The 26,768-nt window shown below is 40.1% G+C and carries 27 protein-coding genes, 1 pseudogene and 1 other annotated feature; of the genes and pseudogenes, 13 read left to right on the top strand and 15 right to left on the bottom strand.

Going from position 1 to position 26,768, the window contains the following annotated elements:
* Positions 1-86: 86 nt before the first annotated feature.
* The gene (locus tag ACNAN0_RS04750; protein WP_416354012.1) at positions 87-2,204 is read right to left on the bottom strand and encodes an AAA family ATPase; all 2,118 of its coding nucleotides are present in this window, start codon (positions 2,202-2,204) and stop codon (positions 87-89) included.
* Between the two features lie 241 nt (positions 2,205-2,445).
* Between ACNAN0_RS04750 and ACNAN0_RS04745 the strand changes: the two genes are divergently transcribed.
* Complete coding sequence (locus ACNAN0_RS04745; RefSeq protein WP_416354011.1) at positions 2,446-2,586, top strand: hypothetical protein; 141 nt, start codon at positions 2,446-2,448, stop codon at positions 2,584-2,586.
* A gap of 110 nt (positions 2,587-2,696) precedes the next feature.
* Here the strand turns inward: ACNAN0_RS04745 and rhaD are convergent.
* The 5 genes and pseudogenes from rhaD to ACNAN0_RS04720 form a co-directional block, all read right to left on the bottom strand.
* Positions 2,697-3,508: pseudogene (gene rhaD / locus ACNAN0_RS04740) on the bottom strand (rhamnulose-1-phosphate aldolase).
* 186 nt (positions 3,509-3,694) lie between these two features.
* Entirely contained in the window at positions 3,695-4,960 is a 1,266-nt protein-coding gene (locus tag ACNAN0_RS04735; protein WP_416354010.1) for an L-rhamnose isomerase, read from the bottom strand.
* A 16-nt stretch (positions 4,961-4,976) separates the two neighbouring features.
* Positions 4,977-5,291: an L-rhamnose mutarotase gene (gene rhaM / locus ACNAN0_RS04730; RefSeq protein ID WP_416354009.1), complete on the bottom strand. Its 315-nt coding sequence runs from the start codon at positions 5,289-5,291 to the stop codon at positions 4,977-4,979.
* Positions 5,292-5,303: 12 nt separating this feature from the next.
* Positions 5,304-6,773 carry a rhamnulokinase gene (gene rhaB, locus ACNAN0_RS04725; RefSeq protein ID WP_416354008.1) on the bottom strand — a complete coding sequence of 490 codons (1,470 nt, stop codon included), beginning with the start codon at positions 6,771-6,773 and terminating at the stop codon, positions 5,304-5,306.
* Positions 6,774-6,801: 28 nt separating this feature from the next.
* Positions 6,802-8,160: an MFS transporter gene (locus ACNAN0_RS04720; RefSeq protein WP_416354007.1), complete on the bottom strand. Its 1,359-nt coding sequence runs from the start codon at positions 8,158-8,160 to the stop codon at positions 6,802-6,804.
* Positions 8,161-8,275: 115 nt separating this feature from the next.
* On the opposite strand from ACNAN0_RS04720, the gene ACNAN0_RS04715 reads away from it, so the two are divergent.
* Both ACNAN0_RS04715 and ACNAN0_RS04710 read left to right on the top strand, forming a co-directional pair.
* Positions 8,276-9,292 carry an AraC family transcriptional regulator gene (locus tag ACNAN0_RS04715; RefSeq protein ID WP_230913921.1) on the top strand — a complete coding sequence of 339 codons (1,017 nt, stop codon included), beginning with the start codon at positions 8,276-8,278 and terminating at the stop codon, positions 9,290-9,292.
* Positions 9,293-9,465: 173 nt separating this feature from the next.
* Entirely contained in the window at positions 9,466-10,587 is a 1,122-nt protein-coding gene (locus ACNAN0_RS04710; protein ID WP_416354006.1) for an NAD(P)-dependent alcohol dehydrogenase, read from the top strand.
* A gap of 164 nt (positions 10,588-10,751) precedes the next feature.
* Here ACNAN0_RS04710 and ACNAN0_RS04705 read toward each other — a convergent pair whose 3' ends face one another.
* Genes ACNAN0_RS04705 through ACNAN0_RS04690 form a run of 4 tightly spaced genes read right to left on the bottom strand, consistent with a single transcriptional unit; the run spans position 10,752 to position 14,516 of the window.
* Positions 10,752-11,942: a pyridoxal phosphate-dependent aminotransferase gene (locus ACNAN0_RS04705; protein WP_230913923.1), complete on the bottom strand. Its 1,191-nt coding sequence runs from the start codon at positions 11,940-11,942 to the stop codon at positions 10,752-10,754.
* Between the two features lie 44 nt (positions 11,943-11,986).
* A complete protein-coding gene (locus ACNAN0_RS04700; RefSeq protein WP_230913924.1) occupies positions 11,987-12,649 on the bottom strand; it encodes a methionine ABC transporter permease in 663 nt (220 codons plus the stop codon).
* Positions 12,646-13,668, bottom strand: a complete 1,023-nt coding sequence (locus ACNAN0_RS04695; protein ID WP_416354005.1) for a methionine ABC transporter ATP-binding protein — start codon at positions 13,666-13,668, stop codon at positions 12,646-12,648. Before ACNAN0_RS04695 ends, ACNAN0_RS04700 begins: the two co-directional genes overlap by 4 nt.
* 8 nt (positions 13,669-13,676) lie before the next feature.
* Positions 13,677-14,516: a MetQ/NlpA family ABC transporter substrate-binding protein gene (locus ACNAN0_RS04690; RefSeq protein WP_416354004.1), complete on the bottom strand. Its 840-nt coding sequence runs from the start codon at positions 14,514-14,516 to the stop codon at positions 13,677-13,679.
* A 52-nt stretch (positions 14,517-14,568) separates the two neighbouring features.
* Positions 14,569-14,796 (bottom strand) — a binding site (T-box leader).
* Between the two features lie 122 nt (positions 14,797-14,918).
* Between ACNAN0_RS04690 and ACNAN0_RS04685 the strand changes: the two genes are divergently transcribed.
* The 5 genes from ACNAN0_RS04685 to ACNAN0_RS04665 all read left to right on the top strand — a co-directional run bounded on the left by ACNAN0_RS04685 (position 14,919) and on the right by ACNAN0_RS04665 (position 18,116).
* Positions 14,919-15,245, top strand: coding sequence for a PadR family transcriptional regulator (locus ACNAN0_RS04685; protein ID WP_230913927.1), 327 nt, complete (start codon positions 14,919-14,921; stop codon positions 15,243-15,245).
* Positions 15,232-15,819: a DUF1700 domain-containing protein gene (locus ACNAN0_RS04680; RefSeq protein ID WP_416354003.1), complete on the top strand. Its 588-nt coding sequence runs from the start codon at positions 15,232-15,234 to the stop codon at positions 15,817-15,819. The genes ACNAN0_RS04685 and ACNAN0_RS04680 overlap by 14 nt, the downstream gene beginning before the upstream one ends.
* Positions 15,816-15,986, top strand: coding sequence for a hypothetical protein (locus ACNAN0_RS04675; RefSeq protein WP_230913929.1), 171 nt, complete (start codon positions 15,816-15,818; stop codon positions 15,984-15,986). Before ACNAN0_RS04680 ends, ACNAN0_RS04675 begins: the two co-directional genes overlap by 4 nt.
* Positions 15,979-16,626 carry an HD domain-containing protein gene (locus ACNAN0_RS04670; RefSeq protein ID WP_230913930.1) on the top strand — a complete coding sequence of 216 codons (648 nt, stop codon included), beginning with the start codon at positions 15,979-15,981 and terminating at the stop codon, positions 16,624-16,626. The genes ACNAN0_RS04675 and ACNAN0_RS04670 overlap by 8 nt, the downstream gene beginning before the upstream one ends.
* Before the next feature lie 254 nt (positions 16,627-16,880).
* Positions 16,881-18,116, top strand: coding sequence for an MFS transporter (locus ACNAN0_RS04665; RefSeq protein WP_416354002.1), 1,236 nt, complete (start codon positions 16,881-16,883; stop codon positions 18,114-18,116).
* Here ACNAN0_RS04665 and ACNAN0_RS04660 read toward each other — a convergent pair whose 3' ends face one another.
* The 3 genes from ACNAN0_RS04660 to ACNAN0_RS04650 form a co-directional block, all read right to left on the bottom strand.
* The gene (locus ACNAN0_RS04660) at positions 18,117-18,533 is read right to left on the bottom strand and encodes a DUF3021 domain-containing protein (RefSeq protein ID WP_269073913.1); all 417 of its coding nucleotides are present in this window, start codon (positions 18,531-18,533) and stop codon (positions 18,117-18,119) included. It lies immediately after the preceding gene.
* Between the two features lie 10 nt (positions 18,534-18,543).
* On the bottom strand, positions 18,544-18,996 hold the full coding sequence (locus ACNAN0_RS04655; protein ID WP_416354001.1) for a LytTR family DNA-binding domain-containing protein: 453 nt from the start codon (positions 18,994-18,996) through the stop codon (positions 18,544-18,546).
* A gap of 89 nt (positions 18,997-19,085) precedes the next feature.
* Entirely contained in the window at positions 19,086-19,238 is a 153-nt protein-coding gene (locus tag ACNAN0_RS04650) for a hypothetical protein (protein WP_230913934.1), read from the bottom strand.
* A 338-nt stretch (positions 19,239-19,576) separates the two neighbouring features.
* On the opposite strand from ACNAN0_RS04650, the gene ACNAN0_RS04645 reads away from it, so the two are divergent.
* Together ACNAN0_RS04645 and ACNAN0_RS04640 are read left to right on the top strand one after the other, a co-directional pair.
* Complete coding sequence (locus ACNAN0_RS04645) at positions 19,577-19,918, top strand: hypothetical protein (RefSeq protein WP_230913935.1); 342 nt, start codon at positions 19,577-19,579, stop codon at positions 19,916-19,918.
* Positions 19,919-20,241: 323 nt separating this feature from the next.
* Positions 20,242-21,060 (top strand): TIM barrel protein, encoded by an 819-nt coding sequence (locus tag ACNAN0_RS04640; RefSeq protein WP_416354000.1) that lies wholly within the window; start codon positions 20,242-20,244, stop codon positions 21,058-21,060.
* A gap of 97 nt (positions 21,061-21,157) precedes the next feature.
* Here ACNAN0_RS04640 and ACNAN0_RS04635 read toward each other — a convergent pair whose 3' ends face one another.
* The gene (locus tag ACNAN0_RS04635) at positions 21,158-22,585 is read right to left on the bottom strand and encodes an NAD-dependent succinate-semialdehyde dehydrogenase (RefSeq protein WP_416353999.1); all 1,428 of its coding nucleotides are present in this window, start codon (positions 22,583-22,585) and stop codon (positions 21,158-21,160) included.
* Between the two features lie 123 nt (positions 22,586-22,708).
* Entirely contained in the window at positions 22,709-23,098 is a 390-nt protein-coding gene (locus ACNAN0_RS04630; RefSeq protein ID WP_416353998.1) for a hypothetical protein, read from the bottom strand.
* A 141-nt stretch (positions 23,099-23,239) separates the two neighbouring features.
* Here ACNAN0_RS04630 and ACNAN0_RS04625 point away from each other — a divergent pair, with 141 nt between their 5' ends.
* The 3 genes from ACNAN0_RS04625 (at position 23,240) to ACNAN0_RS04615 (ending at position 26,681) form a co-directional block, all read left to right on the top strand.
* Positions 23,240-24,175 carry an L-lactate dehydrogenase gene (locus tag ACNAN0_RS04625; RefSeq protein WP_416353997.1) on the top strand — a complete coding sequence of 312 codons (936 nt, stop codon included), beginning with the start codon at positions 23,240-23,242 and terminating at the stop codon, positions 24,173-24,175.
* Between the two features lie 414 nt (positions 24,176-24,589).
* The gene (gene uhpT / locus ACNAN0_RS04620; protein ID WP_230913940.1) at positions 24,590-25,972 is read left to right on the top strand and encodes a hexose-6-phosphate:phosphate antiporter; all 1,383 of its coding nucleotides are present in this window, start codon (positions 24,590-24,592) and stop codon (positions 25,970-25,972) included.
* A gap of 88 nt (positions 25,973-26,060) precedes the next feature.
* Positions 26,061-26,681, top strand: a complete 621-nt coding sequence (locus ACNAN0_RS04615) for an isochorismatase family protein (RefSeq protein WP_230913941.1) — start codon at positions 26,061-26,063, stop codon at positions 26,679-26,681.
* Positions 26,682-26,768: the final 87 nt, after the last annotated feature.

Genomic DNA, 26,768 nt, shown 5'->3' with positions numbered 1-26,768 from the left:
AAAAAAGAGATTATTGGTCAATCACGATCAAAATCTCTTCTATTATATAGTTTTACAATTTTATGAGCATCCGTCTAAGGGTCGAATTACTTAGTACCAACGGCTTCTTTAGCTGGAAATACTTGAATTTTACCATCCACTAAATCGATATTTAGATCTTTAACATTCAGGTGATCCAGATAAAAATCTGTGATCTGATCTTGTACATTTTGTTCAATCACCCGACGCAATGGTCGTGCCCCCATGGCTTCATCATAACCTTGCTCGATCAACCAGTCTTTGGCTGCCTGACTGACATGCATCTTCATACCTTTCTTATCCAAGCTATGTTGTACGTCAGCTAACATCAAATCTACGATTTCACCTAAATCAGCTTTGCTCAAGTGACTAAATTCAACAATGCCATTGAACCGATTCAAGAATTCAGGCCGGAAGTATGGCGCCAATCGTTGCATCAACGTCAAATCTTTAGCCTTATCTGAAGACAAAGCTTCATTACCAAAACCAGCATTAGACGTTGCAATGATCACGGTATTCTTGAAGTCTACCACGTTGCCTTGGCCATCTGTTAAGCGGCCATCGTCTAAGACTTGTAACAACAAAGTCAATACTTGGGGATCAGCTTTTTCAATTTCATCCAAAAGGACAATGGCATAAGGATTGCGCCGAACCTGTTCAGTCAATGTGTTCCCATTGTCTTCATAGCCAACATAACCTGCTGACGTGCCAATCAGTTTAGAAACAGCGGTTCGATCAGAATATTCTGACATATCTAAGCGAATGATCGCATCTTTTTTACCAAACAGATCTAAAGCTAATTGCTTGGCTAATTCTGTCTTACCGACACCAGTTGGACCAACAAAGAGAAAGCTGCCAATTGGCCGATTACTCTCGTCAAAACCGGCTCTATTCCGACGAATGGCTTTAACAACCATATCAACGGCTTCGTCTTGACCAATAACTTTACCCTTAATTCGTTGAGCCATGCCTTGCAGCCGTTGAATATCGGAAGTCCCCATCTTACCAACAGGAATACCTGTCAGACGTTCAACAGCCTGGGCAACATCATCAGGTGTCGCAATAACTTTTTCATCTGTAGCTTGCTTACCGTTTAATTGCTGTTCGAGCTTTTCAATTTTAGTTTTAAGATTAGCTGCTTTTTCAAAATCCTCAGCTTTTGCAGCAGTATCTTTTTGCTGATTCAAGGTCTTAATTTGTTTCTCTAAATCAACTTTATCAATAACCGGATGTTTAGCAGCTAAATGTGCTGCCGTCATATCGATCAAATCAATTGCTTTATCTGGTAATTGCCGTTGGGGGATATATTGGACCGAATAGTCAACAGCAGCTTGCAAAACATTGTCAGGTAAAACCACATGATGGTGTTTTTCATATAACCCTTTAACACCCTTCAAAATCTCAAACGTCGTGCTGGCTGATGGTTCGTTAACGACCACGTCATTGAACCGACGCGCTAAGGCCGCATTTTTCATAATAGTATTACGATACTCATCTTGTGTCGTTGCCCCAATCACGGTAATTTCACCACGAGACAAAGCTGGCTTGATAATATCGGCCATTCCTTTGCCACCCTGCTCCCCTGTACTGCCAGTACCTAAGATTTGGTGAATCTCGTCAAAGAACAGAATGACGTTTCCCGCTGCTTTGACTTCTTTAATTAAATTTTGAATATTCTCTTCAAAGGAACCCCGATATTGTGTCCCTGCTTCCAAAGACGAGAGATCAATCGAATAAATTGCTTTATCTTTGATTGTTTCAGGGACATTACCAGCAACAATAGCTTGAGCTAGACCTTCAACAACCGCCGTTTTACCAACCCCAGCATCGCCAACTAGAATTGGATTATTCTTTGTCCGCCGACTTAAGATCTCAGCAGTTTCTTGAATTTCTTTGTCACGTCCAATGACTGGGTCTAAAAGACCATCTCGGGCTTCTGCCGTTAAATTGCGACCTAGCTTCTCCAAAATACCGCCTTTTTTGATCGCATGTTCACCCGTATTTTCTACCGGAATTTCATTAGTTTCAGTTGGTAATTTACCTGTTGCGCGATATTGGGCAAATTGATCTGGCGTCAATCGATGCCCATTAACAATATAACTAGCGGTTTCATTACCATTCATTTGTCTAAAAATATCATTAAAGAAATCGTCCATGTTACTGTTCCCAAAAATGTCGTTTGCCATAGAAATACCCTTCCTTTCTAAATCGAAGAATATCATAAATTTTTTTACAGTTTAAAATCATTGTTGTAAAACTATTTTCATTTACTTAGTTTACATAATACATAATATACCTAAATTAGCACTCGGTCAAGTAGAGTGCTAATTTTTTTTTTAAAAGAGCGTAAGTGAAGCTGGTCAACTTGGGAGCACTAACCTAAATTAGGCAGATGAAGCGCTAGCTTCAGCAAGTAATTAAGGTTAGGTGACAAAGTTAGCTTCACGAACGCGTTTAAAACAGAGCGTGGCAAAAGGTGGTCAACGACAGAGCATTAACAAGACTGGTGATAAATGGTGGTCTTTCCATTTGAGCCAGTCGCTGTTAAGTGATGGCGTTACCTTTTGAAGCGCGTTTAAATCCAAAAAATGACCAAAAGCAAAATCAGTTTTACTTTTGGTCATTTACAGGATTGGGATTATTTTATGACAAATATTACTTTTTTATGGAACTGCCGGTTATTTTACTGTTTCACGAATCATGGATTTACCATCCATAAATTCAGGATTAGGTGTCAGGTCAAACCGTTTAGCCAGCTTAACCAGATCCGCATCTGAGATCTCAGCGAGACATTCGCCGCCTTGAGCTTGGATCGTAGTATAGATCTGAGCTGCCTTTTCGACAGTTTCGATCAGACCATAAGTCTCGTCAATGGAATCTCCAGCCGCGAAGATACCATGGTGCGGCCACATCACGACCCGAAAATCGGCCATCTTATCAGCCGTTGCTTGACCGATCTCATTCGTGCCTGGTGTCATGTAAGGCAGGATCCCCAAGCCTTCAGGGAACACGACGATAGATTCAGCCTGCATCTTCCAAAGGATCCGACTGAATGTCTTCTCGTCTTGAGGGACAGTGAAAGACATGGCGATCAGATTCGTTGGATGGCAATGCATGACTACCGTTGATCTGGATCTTGCTTTAATCTTTGGATATGCGTCATCAAATGTGATGGAAATTCACTGGTAGGTTGGCCGCCATCATTGAAGCCCCAGAGCAAGTCGGCACTATGACCATCGTCGGAGATCTTGACTAAGCCCGTATCTCGTTCTGGAAAATCAATGACGTTCTTGAAGTAGCGGCCAGCCCCGGTGACTAAGAAGTAAGTCCCCTTCAAAGCACTGGCATCAAAGTCGATGGGGATATTGCGGAGAACTTGATGGACATCGCTATAAGCACTGACTTCAGCTTCAGTCAAGCGATAGCTGACGTTGCCCCCATTCCGTTCGTCCCAGCCATGACGATACAATTCATTGGTGATCTTACGCATTTCAGTCACATAAGGTGAATTGACAAAAGTTTCTTTGTCACTACCTGGTTTGAGAAAATCATTGCGTGAATTCAAATTGATTACTCCTTTTTGATATAAATCTTCTTTAATATCATTTTTTGTCTGTGAAAATGTCGGAAGTACATGGATAAAGGATTTGAAGTACCTTACTTAAAAAAATCAAGACTAGTCACGTTTGAATTGAACATCTTTTTCATATTGACGAATATTGTTCATCCAGTCTAAGCCAACTGGTGTACCGTTATCAGCACAGAACTTGTCCCAAACAGCACCAAATGGATAAGATTTTAATTCTTCAGTTTCAGCCAATCTTTGAGTAAAGTCGAAGTTTTCTTCGGCTTTCTTCAAGTCGTCAATTGGTGCTAACATAGCTTGCAATAGAGCCTTTTGTGTTGCACGTGCCCCGATGACCCAAGCAGCAACACGGTTGATTGTAGCATCAAAGAAGTCTAAGCCAATATTTGTCTTACTTAATTCATTATCACGAACTAGAGAACGAGCAATGCGGATCAAAGCATCATCAAAGATAACTACGTGGTCAGAATCCCAGCGTACTGGCCGAGAAACATGTAACATTAAGCCCTTGCCGAATGGGAAGTAGGCAGAGAACTTGTCTGAAACATCCTCAGTTGGATGGAAGTGTCCAGCATCAATTGTCCAGATCTTACCACGGCTGATCGCATAATTTTGATAGAATTCATGAGAACCGACCGTATAAGATTCGATCCCAGTACCGAATAACTTACCTTCAAAGGCTTCCATTGTATTCTTTTCAGGTAATTCTTTCTTAATAATTTGGTCTAATGAATCAATTAAGCGATTTCTCGGAGTGGCTTTGTCAACAGGATTATCTTTATAACCATCTGGAATCCAGAAGTTATTGATAGATTGTTGTCCTAATTGTTCACCGAAGTAATTGGCAATTTCACGAGAACGTTTCCCATGTTCAATCCAAAAATCACGAATACCTTTATCAGGGCTAGCTAAAGTAAAGTTATTCACAACTTTAGGATGGGAGAAGAAAGTCCCGTTCATATCGAGACCAACACCTTCTTGTTTCGCCCAATCAACCCAATACTTAAAGTCTTCTGGCTCTAGTTCGTCCAAGTCCTTTTTCTTATCAGTAACCGCATAAATCGCATGCAGTTGAACTTTATGACTGCCAGGAATGAGTGACAAAGCTTCATGTAAATCTGAAGTTAATTCATCAGGGGTCCTAGCAATCCCCGGATAATTCCCAGAAACACCGATCCCACCAGTTAATTCAGCACCTGGGAATAAGAAGCCATGAATATCATCGCCTTGCCAGCAATGGATCGATAGTTTGACTTTCTTCAATTGTGCCATTGCCTTTTCAGTATCTACGCCAATTTCGGCGTAACGTTCCTTTGCTGCTTCGTATGCTTGATCGATATTTTGTGTCTTAACCATCAAAAATGCCTCCTAATTAATCTAAGTGAAATACTTCTGTTAAGTCTGTGGCAACTGGGCTGTTATCTGCATTGGTATCCATTAATGGTTCCATATAAGCCCACCACTTCTTGCAAATCTCTGTATTTGCAATTTCATTATATTTATCAACATCTGGAACTTCCAGATAAGCAAACAATTCACCGTTATCTTTATTCAAGAAAATTGAATAGTTGCTTGCGCCATGTTCTTTTAGTGCTTGTTTCATTTCTGGCCACAGTTCGGAATGCCGTTTTTGATATTCATCGTAGGCATCCTTATGGAGATACATAATTTGTCCGATTCGCGCCACTAATTTCGCCCCCTAAATTGTTTGTGTTAATTTATGTTTCAAAAAAGCTTGATACCGCTGTAAGATACCGTCATAATTCTTATTCTCAGGTTGATAGGTCTTAAGGTCACAGGAATCGGCAACCAATTGACGTGCAGCTGCTAAGTTGGCAACTTCACCCGTGGTAATCATTTGAACGAGAATGTTCCCAATTGCCGTAGCTTCACTTGGCCCAGCAATAACGGGAATCTTAGCCAAGGTACTCGTTAATTGATTCATTAAGGCAACGTTACTGCCGCCACCAACGATATTTAACTTCTCAATTGGTTCGTCCAAAATTTGACCTAACTTTTCAATCTCATTAGCATAGAACAACGATAAATTACTATAAACCGCCATCATCAATTGGCCTGGCGTTTCTGGAATCGTCTGTTCTGTTTCGCGACAATAATCTTGGATCTCTTGAATCATATTCTCTGGATTTTCGAAACGCTTATCGTTGACATCAATGAATTGTTGGAACGGCTGCTCTTGACCAGCCAATTCCGCTAACTCCGCAAATGAATACTGATCATTTAATTCTCGTTTGATACATTGAGCCATCCAAAGACCCATAATATTTTTCAAGAATCGATAAGTCCCATAAGCCCCCCATTCATTGGTATAGTTCTCATGAAAAGCATCCAAACCATTCTCGGGCGTATTTAGTTCCGCACCTAATAAAGACCAAGTCCCGGAACTTAAGAAAGCCCAATGTTCCCCCTTACCAGGGGTGCCAACAACGGCGGAAGCGGTATCATGAGTAGCCACTGTAATCACTTCTGTTTGTGGAATATCATGATCTTTATGCCATTGTTCGCAAACTGGTCCTAAAACGGTTCCAGGATCAACCAGCTTTGGAAATTGATCGGTCGTGACATTCACTTTCTTCAATAGATCTTTATCAAATAAACCTTCACGCAAATTCAACATCTGAGTTGTTGAGGCATTCGTTACCTCAGTTACAGCATTATTAGTCAATTTATAACCAATATAATCAGGTATCATCAAGATCTTATCGGCTTTGGCTAACAAATCTTTATCCTCAGAATATAACTGATATAGCGTATTGAAATCTTGGAACTGGATGCCCGTTTTTTCATAAATATATTCACGTGGTAGATCAGTGGTTAATTTTTGAATAGCTGTTGACGTCCGTTTATCCCGATAACTGATCGGGTCAGCTAATTTATTGCCATCTTTGTCCACCAAGACATAATCAACGGCCCAAGTATCAATGCCAAGCTGAACGTCATCAATACCCTTTGCCTTGACCTTTTCTAGACCAGCAATCACTTCATTTACTAGGTGATCGATATCCCAACGGTCATTCCCAGCTTTTTGATTGAAACCATTCTTAAAGCGATGAACTTCTTCAATCTGCATTTTACCGTTTTCAACATGGGATAACATTAAGCGCCCACTTGACGCACCAATGTCGACAGCAACATAAGACTTACTCATACTGACAAAACTCCTTTACTGCAATTTTCTAAGCGCGATTGGTTGATCCGTTTGGAACTGAATCTACTTTGGTTTGACTGGTTGTCCCTTGATGCTTAGCAGCTTTATGCGTGTCTAAAACATAAGCCTTACCATAACGTTCCATAGTAATCTCATCCAAGGATTTGCCACGTGTATGTGGTGCCCAAACAGTACCAACGATCAAGGAAACGGCTAACAAAGCAATCATAAAGATACCGGCAGTTTGGAAACCTAATGTTTGTAGAATCGTTGGGAAGATGATAGACCAAACACCTGCTGAAGCCCGAACGACGAAGAACATAATGCCTTGCGAACCGGCTCTGAATTTTGTTGGGAATAACTCAGTTGCCCATAATGCATACCAAGCTTGAGCCCCAATTCCGGCAGAGATGCCCCAAAGTGCAACGAATGTCCAAAGGCTAGCCGAGCTCTTCATACCGGCAAAGGTCAAAACAACCCACGAAGTCAAGGCCATAGCCGCACCAACAAAGAAGAAGATACGATGGTTAGCCCGATCACCATATTTCGCAAAGCCAAAGTAAGTTGCAGCAGCGGTTAAGATCCAAAGTACAGCTTGTAATAAATTGGCCTGCATATTGGACAAGCCACCAGCAGTTTCATAAACGTATGGCATGAAGAAGCCCATGGCACCGGCGACTAAATTCCAAAACATGTAAACACCAATCAAGAATAATAATGATTTAACACTGACCATATTGGAGAAAAGATCTTTGTATGGATGTTCTTTCTTGCCCTCGCGTTTTTCTTGAGCTTTTTGATCGACCCATTCTTGAGATTCTTCCAATTTGCTTTGCAAACGCCAAGCAATGAAAGCCACTAATGTTAAGAAAGCGAATAAGATTCGATTACCCATCAAACCCATAGGTGCAAGTAGTACGCCACCAACGAAAATAATGGCAGGTCCTAATGACCAAGCAAACTGTGAAATTCCGATATTTTTTGCTCGATTATTACCTTCAGAGGTTTCAGAAATATAAGTCCAAGAGGCGGGTACACCAGCACCAACGGCGATCCCAGTAATCAAGAAACCGGCAAGCAGCATCACAAAGTTTTGCGATAGTGCTACCAAAATTGTGCCGACCATATAAACTAACATATCATACGTATAAATAACTTTACGGCCATACTTATCTGACAAACGGCCACCGATTAAAGCCCCGATAGCTGAACCAAAAGCATTAGCACTTAACGCGCCTAGTAACCCAACTTCAAAACTTGATAAGCCAAGTGCTTTGGTCCACAAAGTTAAACCACTGGCACCAGCAACAATTGATCCCGAATCCAAGAAGTTGGTGATGGAAACTGTAACGGTTGATTTTAACGAACTACTTTTTCCGTCACTCATAATTGATTTACCTCCAAACATATTTGATTACATTTGAAGTTTAACCGCTTACATAGTTGTGCTACAATGACAAATGAATTTATTAAAAGTATCATTTATACAGGAGCGATATGATATGAATGCTGAGATACTCGATTATTTAACTAGAATCAACCCAATTGAAAAAAAGCAACTCAAAAGCAAACAATTTCACAATGATATCCCAAATTCCGCTGTTAATAAGAATTTGACTATTGAGTTAAAGACACCAGTACTGAATAACTACTATTTCAAAAACAAAGATATCTTTGTTCGTAAACACAATCGCTTTGCCCCTTACCCTACCCACGCCCACGAATTTTTGGAAATGAATTATATGTTAAAAGGCCAAGCTAATGAAGTCGTTAATGGTGAATCTGTTCATTTGGGACAAGGTGATTTAATCCTATTAGATGTTGGCTGTCGTCACTCGATTGGAACGTTATCCAAGGAAGATATCATGATCAACATCCTATTTCGTGACCAAGACATTAATATTGATATGCTAAATGAACTGCGCAGTAACCAAAGTGTTTTCTATGAATTCTTAGTCAATCGAGCTGTCAAACGAACCAATCAAAAATCTTATCTAATTTTTAGAAGCGATGCCAATGGCAACAGTGAGATCCAAGTCACCTTAGATCATATCATTGAGGAATATTTTGGTTCTAAGCCTTTTGCTAACGCAATCATTAAAGATTATCTATCCATTTTATTTATCCAAATTGTTCGCAATTATAAGATCAAAGCTCGACCTACGACCGTCTCACAACAGCTTGTAATGAAACTGCTAAAAGAAATCAATCGTAACTATCAAAATATTACTTTGGATAAATTAGCTAAGAAATTTAATTACAACAAAAATTACCTCAGTAATCTATTTAAACAAGAAGTTGGTAAAACTTTTTCTGACGCTTTAACTCAGGAGCGCTTAATTCACGCGCGCACAATGGTTACATCTACAACGATGCCCATTGCTGATATCATGGAAAGTGTGGGTATCAGCAATAAGAAGTTTTTCTATGACAAATACAAGGCTGCGTACCATACAACCCCAGGTAAAGACCGTTCTGCTGCTGAAAATAAAAAGGTTAGCACACCCTTCAATCTGTAAATATGATACTTTAAATAATGCTAGAAACCTTGAGATGCTGTTATAATTGACAATTCGTGTATCAATTATTCAGCTTTTTTTGTAGGATATAAGAAACCGCTTGCAACGATCTACCAATTGTGAAATGATATTCAATGTAAACAGAAATAATACTGAATGGAGTCTGATAGAACATGAAAATCAAAGCTGCTGTTGTTGAAAAACAAGGCGCACCTTTCGTTATGAAAGATGACATTGAACTTGCACCAATGGGCCCTGATGACGTCCAAGTACATATGGTTGCCACTGGGATCTGTCACTCAGATGAAGCTTTACGTAAGGGTGATGCAGTTATCGGCTATCCCATTGTTTTAGGCCATGAAGGCTCTGGCATCGTGGAAAAAGTCGGTGATAATGTTCAAAACTTCAAACCCGGTGATCACGTTGTGCTTTCATTTTATGCTTGCCGTAACTGTGAAAACTGTTTGAAAGGTGTTCCAACCCAATGCCTACACTATGCTGACAATAACCTCTCTGGTGTCCGGCCAGATGGTTCTGATCACTTTACTGAAGATGGTCATCGTGTTTCTGATATGTTTGACCAATCTTCTTTCACGACAACAACCGTTGTTCGTGAAGCCAATTGTGTTAAAGTTCCAAAAGACGTTGACTTACGTAAATTAGGTCCACTGGGTTGTGGTTATGTCACTGGTAGCGGGACTGTCTTAAATACATTGAAACCTAAACCAGGTGAAACAATTGCTGTCTTCGGTACTGGAGCTGTTGGCTTAGCCGCAATGATGGCTGGTCGTATCTCTGGCTGTACTGAAGTTATTGCCGTTGATATCGTTGATTCTCGTCTTGAATTAGCGAAAGAATTAGGTGCCATTCACGCCATCAATAGTAAGAATGAAGACCCCGTTGCAGCTATCAAGAAATTGACTAATGGTTATGGCGTTGATTATGCTGTTGACACGACCGGTGTAACTGCTGTCATGGAGAGCTCAATTAAAGCGTTGAACCAAGGTGGCGTCAGTGCATGTATCGCCGTTACCCCTCATCATATCGATGTTGATACTTGGAATGACTTGTGTGTCGATGACAAATCCGTTATTGGAGTCAATATGGGTGACTCTATTCCACAAATCGACGTGCCAAGATTAATTAAATTCTGGCAACAAGGCATGTTCGATTTCGATAAGACTGAAAAGTTCTATAAATTCGACCAAATTAACGAAGCTAATGCTGATTCTGGCAGTGGTAAGACAATCAAACCAGTCCTAGTCATTGATGAAGCTTATAAACCCGGTGAATAATCAGTTCTGCTTTTAAAACAATTTAAAAATTCCAGCAAACTATGCTTATAAAATCCAACGACCTGCTCAGTTGTTGGTCACAAAAAAAAGCCTATCTACAAAACATTAATAATTTTGTGGATGGGCTTTTCTTATAGTCATCAGGTACCTTGGTCTCACGCTCATCAGACCCGCACATGATTTTTATCAAATACATGTAACTTGTCGATGCGCTGACAAGCTTCTGTAAATCGGGGCTCATCAATCAATAAACCAACACGAACATAGCCTGCGCCACCTGCGCCGAACCCATTTCCAGGAGCCACGGCAACACCGGCTTCATTCAATAGCAAGTCGGCAAAACTTTCACTAGTATAGCCCGCTGGCACTGGCATCCAAGCATAAAATGAACCACCAGAAGGATATGGCTCCCAACCAATTTTACGGGCCGCTGCCCAGAATTGATTGCGTCGTTTTTCGTAAAGTGCAACTAAAGTACGTACGGTACTTTGGTCACTTTGTAAAGCTGCAATCCCGGCTTGCTGCACGGCTGGAAAGACGCTGACAAATAAATGGTCTTGAATCAAGTTGATAGCTTCAATGATATCGGCATTTCCCGCCGCGAAAGCGAGCCGCCAGCCAGCCATATTATATGATTTAGATAAAGTATACATCTCAATGCCAACATCTTTAGCCCCTGGGGTCTGCAAGAAACTCACCGGCCTTTTACCATCAAAACCAATGGCGCCATAAGCGAAATCATGCACGATCCCAATTTGATTTGCCTTGGCAAAAGCCACCGTATCTTCGAAAAAAGCACGCGTTGCTACGGCGCCGGTCGGATTGTTAGGATAATTTAGATAAAGAAATTTAGCGGCTTGGGCCACATCCACCGGGATTTCTTGATAGTTAGGCAGAAAATTATTTTCGGCCCGCAACTTGAAAAGTTCTAGCTTAATTTGTGCCAAAGCCACACTAGACAGGTAATCAGGATAACCGGGATCAGGTAATAACAGCGTCTCTCCTGGATTCATTAGAGCCAACGGTAACTCAACCAGCCCGGTTTTGGAACCACCCAATACGGCAATTTCTTTTTCAGGATCTAAAGTCACGCCATATTCTCGTTGGTAAAAATCTGCCGCTGCTTGTTTAAAAGCAGGTAATCCACGGAATAAGGAATACTTATGATTAGCGGGATCTTCACTTGCTTTTTTTAAAGCGTCCACAATGAATTTAGGCGTTGGTTGATCAGGATTGCCTTGGCCTAAATTGATCACATCAACACCAGAGGCAATCTTGGCATTAACCTTTTTGACCAAATTAGCAAAGAATTGTTTCGGTAAGTGTTGTAAAATATCTGATTCAGAAAAATTCAAACTGCCATCTCCTAATGTTTGTTCTTTAAGTTACTAAGAAATTACTAAACTTTTGTGTAATGTTCTGCTAGCTGATCGCCGACCCATTGAATGAGCTGCACAATAATCACCAAAATAATAATCACAAATATTAAGACACCGGTTTCGTAACGATTATAGCCAAATTGAATGGCTAAATTCCCGATGCCGCCAGCACCAATCGTGCCAACCATTGCCGAATAGCCCAACAAACTGATCACAGTCAGAACGATACCACGAATCAAGGCTGGCAGAGCTTCTGGAAAAAGAACTTGGCGGAAAATCAAACTGAATTTAGCGCCTGTTGCCGTTGCCGCTTCCACAACACCTGGATCAACGTCCGCAAAGGCCCCTTCTGCTAAACGCGCATAAAATGGAATTGCTGCCACTGATAGCGAAACTGTACCTCCCATGGGTGTGTAGGGATCGCCGGCTAACAATTTTGCTAAGGGAATTAGCACGACCATTAAAATTAAAAACGGCAGTGAGCGAATCGCATTGATCACAAACCCCACGGTAGCATTTACTAAAGGATGTGGCGAGAATAAAGGATTCGCATAATAATATAGTAAAATGCCTAATAGTGTTCCAAAAATAACACCGATCACACCAGAAATTATGACCATTTCGGCTGTTTCCCATAAGGCTTGACCTAAGTTTTGTTGTAAAATTTGCAGCGTTTCACTCATAAGGGCACCACCTCCACCTGATCAACTTGCTGCTTAAACGCTTTTATTGCAGCTAATAATTGTGCCGCTTGTCCAGTTACAAAAACAGTCAACACCCCAATTGCTTTAGCTTGAACGTATTCGATTCGACCTTGAATGATGTTCACATTAACACCGATTTCTCCGGCAATTTTAGTAATAATTGGATCTAATGAATCTTCACCGCGATATCTTAACGCCAATAATTGCCCGGGTACACTAGCCAAACGCTGTCTAATTTCCGAAGGTAACGCTGTCGCTAAGAACCGCCCCACTAAGCGTCGCCCCATGGCAGATCGGGGATTCGCAAATAGATCATACGCTGTTGCCTGCTCCACAATATGACCATTTTCCATTACCGCGACTCGTTGAAATAAACTACGTGCAACTTCTAATTGATGAGTGATAAATACGATTGTGATATGCAGCCGTGTATTAATGTCTTTCAAAATCGCAACGATCTCTTCTGCTGTCTCTAAATCCAGCGCGCTAGTGGCTTCATCACACAAAAGAATATCAGGATCATTAGCCAAAGCCCGAGCAATCCCTACACGCTGTTTTTGACCCCCAGAGAGTTGTCCTGGATAATTGTCTTTACGATCGGCCAGACCAACTAAATCTAACAACTCAGTAATCTTTTTATTTTGTTGTCGCTTAGGATAGCCACCTGCATTTAGCGCAAAGGCGATATTTTCGCCCAGGGTTCGGTTCTGGACCAGATTGAAATTCTGGAAAATAATACCGATTTTTTGACGAGCTCGAGTTAAAGTCGATTTATTGGCCCTAGTAATGTTGATACCATCTACGATTACCTCACCTGTAGTTGGACGCTGCAAGCCATTGATCGTGCGTACCAAAGTTGACTTCCCTGCACCTGATAAACCAACGATACCAAATATCTCACCCTTTTGGATCGCGATGGAAACTTGGGAAACAGCAGTAATGCGTTGTTTTTTATTTTGAAAAGTTACTGAGACATTTTTGATTTCGATTTGGCTCATTTTGATCCCTACTTCCAATTATTTGGCTTTTCAAAATCTTTAAAATCTGATTTCTGAATAGCTTTCTTGAAGGCTTGACTATTCAGGACACTTTGAACAGCCTTGGCAAATTTACTATTTTTATCTTTTGTGCGTACAACAAAAACTTCTTTATAATCTTCAGATAGTTTCTCTAAAGCTAAAGCACTGCTTGGCTTGAGCTTGGCATTCCAAGAATAGTTCCCCGGAATCAGCGAAATTGTGACTGTATTTCTAGCCGTTGGTAACTGTGCGGCATCTAATGTTTTAAACTTCAAGTTTTTTGGATTTTTTGCCACATCACTAATGCTAGCCTTAGCCACATCAATATTTGCTTTCAACGTGATCAAATGATTAGCCTGCAGTAATTGTAATGAACGTGCTAAATTGGAAGGATCATTTGCTAGAGCTACCGTATCGCCACTTTTAAGTGATTTTAAAGACTTGATTTTACTAGAATAAATGCCCATCCCTAACGTTGGGGTTTTACCAATGGCTGTTAAATGAAGATGGTTTGCTTTAGAAAAAGTCTTTAAATAGGCTGTATGTTGAAATAAATTGGCATCAATATTACCCGAGTTCAAAGCTTTATTGGGTTGGACATAGTCATTAAATTCTTTAGTCTTTACAATGTAGCCTTTCTTTTTCAACAACGGCCCGATCACATCTTGAGCCATTTCACCATAAGGCCCTGGGGCGACCCCAATTGTTTTGGTCGCGGCTGCTCGAGCCAATTGAACTTGATTGTTTTGCCAAACAGCAAAACTACTAATACCAGTTATAATAGCTAAAATACCAATGATTATTTTGTTGGTTTTCATTTGTTTCACTCCTTATTTTCTAAAACTTCAAAAAAAGTCCCTTACATTTTCATGAGAAAACGTAAGGGACGAAATTTACACCGTGGTACCACCCAAATTCGTGTCTAAAAGACACCTCAAAGCACAATCATATGCTCGGACATATAACGCTGTCAAACGTGGTTTCAGCTTGCACTGAAATCCTGTAATTTGAAGCTCATTTTCAACCAATTCTAATTAGGCCTTCACAGCAAAACAGCCCTCTCTGAGCAATCAAAACTTGGTTTACTCTACTCCGCAATACATAAATTATTTGAAGTTTTATAATTTTTACTAATCATAATTTAATCGCATTAAGCTGTCAAGTTTTTTGATGGAAAAGTTGCGTTTATATACTATGTGTTATATAGTATTATGCGTAAGGAGGCTTATATGAACCCACAATTAAAAAAAGGTCTGCTGGAATATAGCATTCTAGCAGCGCTTAAAACGGGTGATTCATATGGTTATGAAATCATCAAAAACTTAGACACCATTATTGATATTTCTGAATCAACCCTTTATCCAATTTTAAAACGCTTGGAACGTCAAGAAAAAATCACCAGTTACAGTGAGATCTATAATAACCGTTTACGGAAGTATTACCACATTACGGCAATTGGTGAAACTGATTTGACAGACTTTCTCAAGCAATGGCAAGCAGTCGAACATGTTTATAATTTTATCAAGGAAGTGACAACGAACCATGAATCAGACTGATTTTCTTCGAGCACTTAAAAAAGCACTCAAAAAACAAAACGTCATTAATTATACTGACTATGTCAGTGACTATGCTGAATTGATCAGTGATGAGGCGGATGATAAGGCTATTAGTCCTGAACAAGTCATTGCCCACTTAGATGATCCTAAAATCATTGCCGCTAAAATCGTTGCTGAAGACCACCCAGCAATGCGGCCTAAGTTATCTAAGCCCATGTTTATTTTACTGTTAACTATCATTATATTAGGTGCCCCATTATGGGCAGCCATTTTAGCAACGCTCTTGATTTTATTATTAGTGGCTTACATCTTGATCTGGTTGCTGCCTTTCATTGCTGGCGTTATTGGCGTTAGTTTTACCCTAGTCGGCAGCCTGGCCACACTTGTTTCCATTGTTGCTATCTTCAAAGCCAGTCTTGCTTTTGGTATGACGCAAAGTGGCTTTAGTCTAATTATTACAGGTATTGGCATTCTACTATTAGCATTGACGTGGCACACGGCTAAACGATTTAGCTTAACTTCTGTCGTCTTCACAAAGTGGCTTTATCGCAAATTTAAAGGAGGTACAGCATGACAAATTGGCTCATTTGGATCAAGCATTACTATTGGCGGATCGCCTTAATTTTAATTATTGCTGGGCTTATTATTGGCTTGATTGGTTTTGCTTTGGGTGACTTTTCACCGAAACTCTTTGAGCATTCTGGCAGCCAGCAGCCTTGGTATTGGTTGATCAATGGCTAACGCAACCCGATTGATGCAAATCCAACAGTATACCCAACAACAATTACAGCAAGCAACCCCTGACCACGACTTTGCCCATGCCCAACGTGTTGCCAAAATGGCAGTACAAATTCAGCAGCATGATTTCGTGCAATTAGACCCAGAACTTTTACAAACAACCGCCTATGTCCATGATTTGATTGATGATAAAGTCGTAACTGACCCATTGAAAGCACAACAAAAACTACAGCAGCAGTTACAAAAATTACATTTCAGTCCGCCTCAGATCAATGAAATTTTTGATATTATCACGCACCTCTCCTTCTCTAAAAATCTGCAACAGCATTATCACTTGAGTCCAATCGGTAAAGTCGTACAAGATGCCGATCGGTTAGATGCATTAGGCGCTATTGGCATTGCTCGCGCATTTTATTATGGCGGCAAGCGTAATGAACCGCTTTATAACCCAGACATCAAACCCCGTCAACTCAAAAATAAAGCTGAATATCGGCAGACTGGGACTGTAATCAATCACTTTTATGAAAAGTTATTTCAATTACCTGAACAAATGAACACTGTTTATGCGCAAAAATTAGCGCAAGAACGCGTTAATTTAATGCATCAATTTGTCGATCAATTCAAGGCTGACTGGTCACTGTAATTAATATATTATTTATGTTCAAGTGGCTGGCAATTATTTCACGAACGATTGTATCTTAAACGTGTTCCAAAAGGCAGCGCCCTCACCTAACGACGAATGACTCAAATGGAAAGCCCACCATTTATTGTAATTCTCGTTAGTGCTTAGGCGCTGAGCACCTTTTGTCTCACTCTCTTAGACGTCCGTTGTCTAAAATGTAATTCGTGCTATCATAGTTAGTTATGAATTCTTTTTAGAAATGAGGCGTCTTTGTTTTGGATAATGAAGCAAGAAAACAGGGTCCTTGGCATCGTAATTTAATGGTGCTTTGGTTCTGTACTTTTGTGGCCGGCGTCGCTTTTAGTGAAATCATGCCGTTTCTTTCACTTTATGTTAGTTCGATGGGCGACTTTAGCAAAGCTCAGGTAACCATTTATAGTGGCTTGGTCTACGGTGCGGATTTCCTGGTTGTTGCGATTGTTTCGCCACTATGGGGTAAGCTTGCCGATCGCAAGGGCCGCAAAATCATGTTGCTGCGAGCCTCTTTGGGGATGGCAATCACCCTAAGTTTGATGGGACTCGTCAATAATGTTTGGCTTTTGGTCCTAATGCGTGGTATTCAAGGAATCTTTGCCGGCTATATTCCTAATGCCCAGGCACTGATTGCTTCGCAGACACCCTTAGAAAAAAGCGGCTCTGCTTTAAGCACACTGACTACAGGTTCAACCTCGGGTATGTTATTGGGCCCAGTGATTGGTGGCGCACTAGCTCAAGTTTTTTCTATTCGCGTGACCTTTTTCATCACAGGTGGTTTATTATTTGTGACTTTTTTAATGAGTTTATTTTTAGTCAAAGAAAATTTTCAGCCCATCACTGCTGGTACCAATGGTCAAGCCCCAAAGTACTCGCTGCGTGCCCTGCCAAATTCCCGTCTGATCATCCTTTTATTGATTTCAACTTTGATCGTACAATTGGGCAATATCTCGATCGCACCAATCATTAGTCTTTATGTTAAAGAATTGATGCACCATACTGGACCGATTACGATCGTTGCCGGCATTATTGCCGCATTGCCAGGTATTTCCAATATTATTGCCGCCCCGCGTTTAGGCCGCTACGGTGACAAACACGGGTCAGGAAAAGTGCTTTTGTTTGGCTATATTTTCGCTACTCTAATGTATTTCCCCCAAGGTTTGATCCTCAATATTTTTGCTTTAGGCTTCTTTCGTCTGATGATCGGTGTTTCAGATGGTGCACTCTTCCCTGAGATTCAAACATTGATCACCAAAAACAGTCCGGTCAATATGACCTCTTACCTATTTAGTTGGAATCAGTCTTTTCAGGCACTGGGGAGCATGTTTGGTTCTTTATTAGGCGGCTTTATCGCTGGTGCCTTCGACTATAATACAGTCTTTATTTCCGCGGCTTGTTTGCTGTTCATTAATCTATTGATTCTTTGGTTTGGTGCACCTGAAATTCGGCACAGTCGGCATGATACTCAAATGTCATAATCAATTATTATTAGATTTATGTTGATGGTTTTCTATCAATTTCTCGTTAATTTGGTGGATATCTATCCTCAACTGTAAATAGACACCCCCCCATACTAGTAGATAGACTAAAACAAATAATCCCAAAAATCGCTTGAGCGCGATAATGCTAAGCCAGTGATTGAGGCCCATCATACCCAACACAATTAGCAGTGTCCCAATAAAATGGCTGACTAATTGCAAGCCAACTGACCATTCACTTATAAATACTTGACTAATCAAGCCAATCAAGCCACTTAAAAGCAATACACTCAAGCCATTTCTAATACTCGGGTGGTTCGGCTGTACATTAAAAATCAACATCAATAAATAAACCGTTGCACCAAAACCAATGCCAGTCATAAAATAGCTTAAATTTCTACGTATTATTAAATTCATTTTTATTCACCTACACACCTAATTTTTGTTTCAAATCGTGCAAATATTTTCGACTCACATTTTGTCGATATTCTTGATCTAAAATTGCGGTCATGTTACCGGAAAAACCTGCTTCCAGCCGAATCAGATGCGTTACATTGATAGCTGAACTCTTAGATATCTGCACAAAATTTTGTTGCGGCAACTTTGCTAAAAACCGATATAATCGCTCTTGCGTCTTAAGCGTCCCGTTAACCGTATGAATGTCTAATTCATTTTTAAATATCTCAATAGCAATGATATTTTTGACTTTGATCATACTGATCTGGTCGTCTCCAGGTACAGCAATCACTTCTGCTGGCCTCTGAAATGCCGTGAGATACTGAATCAATTCATCAATTGTCTTCGAATATATTTTTGCTTTAATGATAATCTGTATTTCTGTATCATTTAAGTCAGGATCTAATTCAAGTTGGATTTGCACCTAATCACCCACATCATATTCAAATTTTTTGGCTAGCTTCGATAAAGTTATCATTAATATACCAATAAGTAGAATGTCGCTATTTCATCTCAAAGCAACATTCGAATGATTTCTGGTTTACCAGTACCATTGGGGCCTAACAAAATGGCTAAGGGCCGAGGCTTAAATTGTAAGCAAACTTGATGTGTGACTTTTTGATCATAATACTTACCCTTTAAATGATGCATGGCTAATGTTTTCAATATTTACCAACTCCTTGACTCTTAGAATAGCTTATTTTTTATCGGAATGAATCGTTTTTCAAACAAGTGGTCAAAACTAAATTATAAGTGGTCAAAAACTTGCCTTGAAATCCGTACAGTTAAAGCAGTGAGTTATATTTTGAAAAATAAGTAGGCACTAAGCTGAGGCACTATTGTTTGTATTCTGAGCTGAGTATCCAGTACTAGCTGACGACTAAAGTCTAATTACTTTGATTACTTACACTGAAAACTTCAGCTGGAAATGAGTGTAAAAATCGCTTTTTTCAGAGTAAAAACTTCTTTCTAACTAAATTTTTTATTCAAAGGGGTAATAAAGTATGGGTATTAAAGATTACGTAGGCGATATTTTGAAAAAACAGCTGACTATTAGAAAGATATTGTCATCACGGGTTCAAACTGAACTTTTTCCTGACTGTTTTGTAATCAGCATGAAGCATGCTCCAGAAGAGAGCACTGGCTTAAGCTTTGAAGACGTTCAAATTTTGGATTGTATCGTCAATTTGTTAGGCATGTACGGCGTTAAGTTTACATCTCAGATGTTTTTATATGATAGAAATAGTAAGAAGATCGACACAATAAAGTTCAATTTACAACTGTCAGAGTACGAGATTATAAATAATGGTTTGAAAGAAATCGTCAATTCTAAACCAACAAACTAGTTCAGGTATTTCATAGGCATTAAATACATTCAATCAACAAGTAGTTAACATATTTTTTCTGCTTAAATAGTTTCCAAAAAGCAACGTTGTCCCCTAGCCACGAATCAGTCGCTGTTCGTTTTTTAGCGCAGTCTCAAATTTTAGCTACAAAAATAGCCATCACAGAAATTAATCTGTCATGGCTACTTTCTGCCGTCATCCAATGACAACGGTCTTTTTAAAATCTATAGGTTTGGCACCAGCAATTAATATAACATAAAAACAAATATTTGTAACTATTTTTTTACTCATGACTGGTATGATAGAACCAAGGAAGTGAGATAATGTTTCCCTATTTAGGTTTAAAAGCCAGTACAGATTTGGCTCAAATTAAAAATCGCTTGCAATACAACCCTCAAGTATTTGAATTCTATACAGATACCCACGACTTAACCAGTGATGGCCTCATTCATCTAGCGGATATGATCGATTTGGTAAAGGCTCATGGGATTCATCAAATAGTAATCCACCACCCTATGAAATACCAGCAGATTCATAATGAAATGTTTGCTGATGCCACCAAGGCAACCGCTGAATATAACTTTCTCATGTCCGGGTCTGAAAAACTGATTCAATTAGCTATCAAACACGACGTTCAAGTCCTACTTCATGGATCTTACAACGAGCCAATCAGTTACATTAAAACATTTTATCCCAGTGTGACAGCTGCAAGGAACTTAGTTTTTAAACGCTTGGCTTATTTTCAATCCTTAGGTGGCGACCATGTGATGTTTGAAAATTCAATTTCTCCTGTTTTTCCTTTTGGAGATTCAACCATCGACCAGCGTATTTTCCAAGCCAATCTGCGTTTGTGTTTCGATATCAGTCATGGTTTCATCTACCTTCATGGTAATAATCAACGACTACAAACAAGTCTGCAACGCTTAGCGCCCCACATTGTCCACTATCACTTAGTTGACTCGATGGGTAAAACCCATTACAGCTTGCCATTAGGCCAAGGAAAAATTGATTGGGCCGCACTATTGCCATACTTGAATGTCCAAGCCACAAATATCTTTGAAATTAATCTGAAGGATCAAATGAATTGTCAAGAAATGATAGATAGTTATCAGTATTTACAGCAATTAACAACAGCCAATTGAAAAAGCACCGCGGATAGTTATCAGAGGACTGTCCGTGATGCTTTTTTATCGCTTAACGACCCCTTTGAACTAATTAGACGTCGTCAAAAACAATGCTTTAATCCTTGATCAAACCAGGCGCAATCAAACCACCGAAACGATTATCAGGTAAACCGGCTTGCGGATTTTTGACAACGAGCTCTTGGTTGACAAACTGATAGATACAATCATCTCCCAGCTCACGTCCGTAACCGGATTGTTTGACACCACCAAATGGTAGTTCTGGTAACGTACTTAAATAGGTATTCACAAAGACCATGCCGGTTTCGATTTTAGCAGCTACTTCAGCCCCATGCTGTGGATCGCCACTAAAGACGATGCCGCCCAGTCCTAGATGAGAGTCATTGGCTAGCTTAATGGCTTCTGCTTCATCTTTGACTTTGTAAACTTGAGCCACAGGTCCAAACATTTCCGCATAGTAGGCTGGATTGTCACGATCGATATCTGTTAAGATCGTTGGCTGGAAAAATTGCCCAGGCAAATCAACTGGCTCGTTACCATAGTAAACAGTTGCGCCAGCAGCAATGGCCTCGTCAACTTGTTCCTGTAATTTATTTTTATTTTTTTTAGAACACATAGGTGCTAAGGTGGTTTCTGGATCCATCGGGTCGCCCATTTTTACGGCGGCAAACTGCTGCTTCAAATTCTCTAAGAAGTGATCGTAATTTTTCTCAGTCACAATAAAGCGTTTAGAAGAAGTACATACCTGCCCGCAATTATAAAGTCTGGAAGAAGCAGCAATTTTTTCCGCTTCAGCTAAATTCGCATCATCTAAAACCATGAAAACATCATTACCACCAAGTTCCATGGTTGACTTTTTAAGATTTTGACCAGCTTCTTTAGCAACGGAACGGCCACCGCGTTCAGAACCGGTCAAGCAGACACCCGCAATCCGTTCATCGGCAATCACTTCGGATACCTGATCGTAGCTTAAGAACAAATTCTTAAACGAACCGGCTGGTGCGCCCACTGCTTGAACTGCTTTTTCAAAAGCTAAGGCTGCACCCGGCGTATTTGAAGCGTGTTTTAGAACCATGGGATCTCCGGCGGCAAAATAAGGCGCAAAGACACGCATAATTTGATAATATGGAAAATTCCAAGGTTCAACAGCCATCAAAACCCCATAAGGTCGATTCAAAACTTGGGCCTGTCCAGCAATTGTCGGGATGGACTTTGGTGCCAATAAGCGTTCGGCATTCTGCGCATAATACTCAGCAATATCGGCACAAATTGCCACTTCACCTTGTGCCTCTGAATAAAGTTTACCCATATCAGTCACTAAAACTTGGGCTAACTCATCCACGTGGGTCGTGAAATACTGACTGAGCTTGTGCAAATATTTTGTCCTTGAAGCAACCGGATCATCACGCCAACTTTGATATAAGTCATATGCTTGTGCTAAAGCCGCCTCAATTTCTTCTGGCGTACTATTGTTATATTTCTGAACGACTTCATTTGTATAAGGATTAACTGTTTGATATGCCATGGATCAATAGACCTCCTCGATAAACAAACCAATTGCAACGTCCAATTGGTTTAAGTATAACGCGTTGACAAAGAAAATGTAAACGCTACACTACGATTTATCATGGCATGATACCGCGTTAATTTAGGCCACAGCGATCCGGGATAATGAAACCGTTAATCTATCGTTAGCGTCAGTATTATAATCAGCTAAGATCCCTTTGACCACACCGCGTGAAAGTCCATGGGTTTTGATAGAAATTTCATAATTCTGGATCCAAGTTGCAACAGCGTCAAAACCAAATTCAAAGCCTTCAAACACTTGCATATATATGCTAGACCGAGGATTAGTCGTAACAATCGTAATTTTTATAACATGCTGTGCCATAATTTCCAATGACAATGTGATGAGGCCATCTTGAATCGGTGTTTGGCGACCATCAGGTAAATGCAAAGGCAATTTATAGGCTTTTAAGGGCATGTTTTCATTATAGACACGTTGAACATACTCATAAGCACCTAAATTTAAATTCATTTTAATCACAACCTTAATTTGAATGACGAAATATTAGCAGAATATCCAGCACTGAACAACTATTTTTACTTATTTATGTGTGCGCTTTCAGAAAGTTTAGCCTACAATAAGGGTGTCTAAACCATAAGGAGGCTATTAACTATGATCAACGCAAAAAATATTATTTTAATTGGCGATGGTGCGATTGGTTCAAGCTTTGCTTTCAACTGCTTAACTTCAGGTGTCGGTAAAAGTCTGGGTATCATTGATATTAATATGAAACGTGTCCAAGGTGATGTAGAAGATTTGATGGATGCCCTACCTTACACTTCTCAAGAAAATATTTATGCCGCGAATTATACGGATTGCCGCTATGCAGATCTCATTGTGATTACAGCCGGCATTCCGCAAAAACCAGGTCAAACACGTTTAGAACTAGTTCAAAAGAATACCGCTATCATCCAAGATATCGCCACGCAAATCATGGCTAACGATTTTAACGGTATTATTCTGATTGCAAGTAATCCAGTTGATGTGCTGACTGAAGTTGTTTATAAAGCAACCGGTTTGCCACGTAATCAAATTATTGGCTCTGGTACTGCGTTAGATAGTGCCCGGCTACGGTCTGAAATTGGTCAGCGGTTTAACGTCGATGCTCGCAGCGTTGTTGGCTATATCATGGGTGAACACGGTGATTCTGAATTCCCAGTTTGGGACTTTACCACGATTGGCGGCAAACCAATTAAGGCTTGGGTTCCAAAGCCACAACAGGCAGACACCCTAGAAGCCATTGGGCAAAAGGTCAAAAATGCAGCTTATAGTATCATTAATCAAAAAGGTGCCACGTTCTATGGCATCGCCGCTAGCTTAACGCGAATTACGGCTGCTATTTTAAATGATGACCGGACACCTTTTGCTTTATCAATTCATTTAGAGGGCGAGTATGGCTTGAAAGATGTCGCTATTGGCGTACCTGCAGTTGTTGGTGCCAATGGTTTGGAACGTATTATTGAGTTAGATCTGAACAACGCCGATCGTCAAAAATTAACTGAATCAGCTCAAGTCCTGCAAAAGACTTATCAAGGCATTCAAAAGTAGTGCGAAACAAAAAAGCATTTGTGGTTCATTTGGTCGTAACATCAACTGAGACCGCCCAACTTAAAAATTTCAAATAAAATAAGATCTATCAGCCCAATTAAAATGCTTTGGCCAATAGATCTTTTTATTTCTGATTTTTATTTACGTTTTGATTTTACTGGAACCTCTTGCCGCACCAGACTTGAGCCGCTTAATGAAATAATCGTAAAGGCAGCTAATACAAGCACAATCGTCATCATTAAATCTCCTCACTTTCATGAGTTTGTTTACTTACTTTTTTATAGGTTACTTCAGTAAGTGTTCAATATAACATAAATACCATTAAAAGAAAACCATCAAAATAATCATAGTTCTCCACTCCACCATATTTAGCGTTATACTAATTATGTAAACAGTTACAAAGGAGGTATGATCATGCAGCACTTTTTTGCCTTGGTACGGCCAAAGAAGTTGGGTATTAGCCTTGATGAGCAACGAAAACGCTGGTTTAAAGAGTTCATCAAAGCCTTTTCCGTTGTATTTTTAGTTTATTTTTGTATGTATTTGATTCGCAATAATTTATCAGCTGCCCAGCCCTTATTGGTCAAACAAGATGGCATCTCAACAACTGCTTTAGGCTGGATCGGTTATGGTTTTTCATTAGCTTATGGTATCGGAAAAACGGTTCTGGGCTATATTGTAGATGGTAAAAATACCAAAAGATTTATGTCATTCCTATTACTATTAGGTGCATTAATGACTTTGATCATTGGTGTTTTATTTTTGATGGATCAAGCACCAGTGGGTCTTATCCTCGTCCTTTGGTCCTTGAATGGGCTTTTCCAATCCCCCGGCGGTTCGGCTTCACTATCGACCATCTCTCGCTGGACAACGACTACTTCTCGTGGGCGCTACATTGGTATTTGGAATATTTCTCATGAATTGGGCGGTGCCGTGGCTGGTATTTTTGCACTTTGGGGTGCGAACAAGCTCTTCGGGGGTCATGTTGGTGGCATGTTTATTTTTCCGGCAATTATTGGTCTCCTTGTTGGTGCCTGGGGTCTCTTCTTTGGGGCTGATGATCCCCAAGAACTTGGCTGGGATCCTAGCGAGAAAATTTTTAATGAACCGATTCCAGAGTCAGATCAAGCTGCAGCTAACATGAGCAAATGGTTGATTTTCAAAACATTTGTGCTTCGCAGTCCTTGGATCTGGTTATTATGTATCGCTAATGTATTCGTCTATGTCGTGCGTATCGGAATTGTTAATTGGGCGCCATTGTACACGGTTCAGCAACTTCATTTTACGGTCGCTCAAGGGGCCAACACCCTTTTTATTTTCCAAATTGGCGGTATCGTTGGCAGTGTGGTCTGGGGCTGGTTCTCCGACCTATTAAAGGGCCGGCGTTCGGTGGTTTCAATTATTTGTTTGGTTCTCACTGCCTTTGTTGTTTTGGGTTATCGCTATGGCACCACCCCAATGATTATTAATACTTCATTATTCTTTTTGGGCATGTTGATTTATGGACCACAATTATTGATTGGCGTCTCGGTCATTAGTTTTGTGCCAAAAAACGCATTGAATGTTTCGGATGGATTAACCGGCACCTTTGCCTATATTTTCGGTGATTTAATGGCTCAAGTTGGTTTTGCGGCCATTGCCGACCCTAAGAAAAATGGCTTAACTATCTTCGGTCAAGTACTTCATGGCTGGCATGATACCTTTTTGATTTTTTATATTGCCGTTATCTTGAGTGTCCTAACATTGCTCGTTGTTGCCTTTGGCGAAGAAAAACGCATTAAAGCTCTGATCAAGTAAAAATTCATGCTCTTTTAAAAGACACATGTTATACTGCTTATGTTCAAATAGATAGCGCTTTAAGCGTACTTATTGGGAGGCTTTTTATATGACAAGTTATGATCAACGTGATCCGCAAACGGATAGCCTTATTACACCAGAAAACAGTGCCTTATTGATCATCGATTACCAACCAACCCAAATTAATTCGATTGAGTCAATGCCACATGCGGCATTGGTTCAAAAAGAAGTCCAGGTTGCTAAATTAGCCAAAGCTTATCATGTACCTATTATTCTATCTACAGTAAATGTAAGAACAGGCCGTAATCAAGATACCATTCCTCAACTCAAAGCCGCTCTAGGCGATATAAAGTCTTACGATCGAACATCGATCAATGCCTGGGAGGACAAAGATTTCGTTGCTGCTGTTGAAGCTACTGGGCGCAAGAAATTATTGATCACCGCTTTATGGACGGAAGCTTGCTTAACCTTTCCAACGTTAGATGCCCTACGAGCTGGATACGAAGTTTATCCTATCGTTGATTCAGTTGGCGGTACTTCAACACTTGCCCATGAAACTGCGCTTCGTCGGGTAGAACAAGCAGGTGCACAATTGATTTCATTTCCTCAATTAGCTTGTGAATTACAACGGGATTGGAACCGAACAGATCATGTTAAAGACTTTACTGATGCCATGTTTGATGCCGGTATCTTCTTGAAGCTAGACTAAAACCATAAGCTTATGACAAAATAACCGTTTTTTGTCGTACCAAAAAGGGCCCACAACTAAGGCATCTAAAAAAACTTTGTGTTTGTT

It is taken from the genome of Agrilactobacillus fermenti (assembly GCF_047943045.1).
Classification (GTDB): Bacteria; Bacillota; Bacilli; order Lactobacillales; family Lactobacillaceae; genus Agrilactobacillus; species Agrilactobacillus fermenti.
This window is presented reverse-complemented; position numbering and strand designations above follow the sequence as displayed.